The following is an 895-nucleotide window of genomic DNA, read 5'->3' as shown; positions in this document are numbered from 1 at the left end:
AATCACCTAACTATACAATTTCATAATAAATTGTTACAAATTGAAAACATTTGACAGGGTCTTTGACTCTGTCTATTTTTTTTATACTGATTATGATAAAATTTATACTGTTGTGCATTGAAAATGTCCTTAACGGCTTAATTATAGATGAAGAAAATGAAATACGGAGGTCGTACGATTGAACATCAAGAAATGTAAACAGCTATTGATGTCATTGGTTGTGTTAACTCTAGCTGTCACGTGTCTGGCTCCAATGTCAAAAGCAAAAGCAGCCAGCGATCCAATTGATATCAATGCATCTGCTGCTATTATGATCGAAGCTTCTTCAGGTAAAATTCTTTACAGTAAAAATGCAGATAAGAGACTGCCAATTGCGAGTATGACAAAAATGATGACAGAGTATCTGTTATTAGAAGCAATTGATCAAGGTAAAGTGAAATGGGACCAAACCTATACGCCTGATGACTATGTGTATGAAATTTCCCAAGATAACAGCTTATCAAACGTCCCTCTTCGGAAAGACGGGAAATACACAGTAAAAGAATTATATCAAGCTACAGCAATTTATTCTGCAAATGCTGCTGCTATTGCGATTGCAGAAATCGTTGCCGGTTCTGAAACTAAGTTTGTTGAAAAAATGAATGCAAAAGCAAAAGAACTAGGCTTAACAGATTACAAATTTGTTAACGCAACAGGTCTTGAAAACAAAGATCTTCACGGGCATCAGCCTGAGGGGACAAGCGTAAATGAAGAAAGTGAAGTTTCTGCAAAGGATATGGCGATTCTTGCGGATCACTTGATTACTGACTACCCTGAGATACTGGAGACTTCCAGCATCGCCAAAACGAAATTCAGAGAAGGCACCGATGATGAAATGGACATGCCAAACTGGAAC

Annotated in this window: 1 pseudogene; it reads left to right on the top strand. The window is 37.2% G+C overall.

What is annotated here, in order from left to right:
* Positions 1-178: 178 nt before the first annotated feature.
* Positions 179-895: pseudogene (gene dacA, locus ACWHAR_RS24650) on the top strand (D-alanyl-D-alanine carboxypeptidase); the annotation flags it as partial.

The sequence above is a fragment of the Bacillus sp. LR--39 genome, assembly GCF_053613335.1.
Note: the sequence above shows the minus strand (reverse complement) of the source record. Positions and strands in the feature narration are given on the sequence as shown.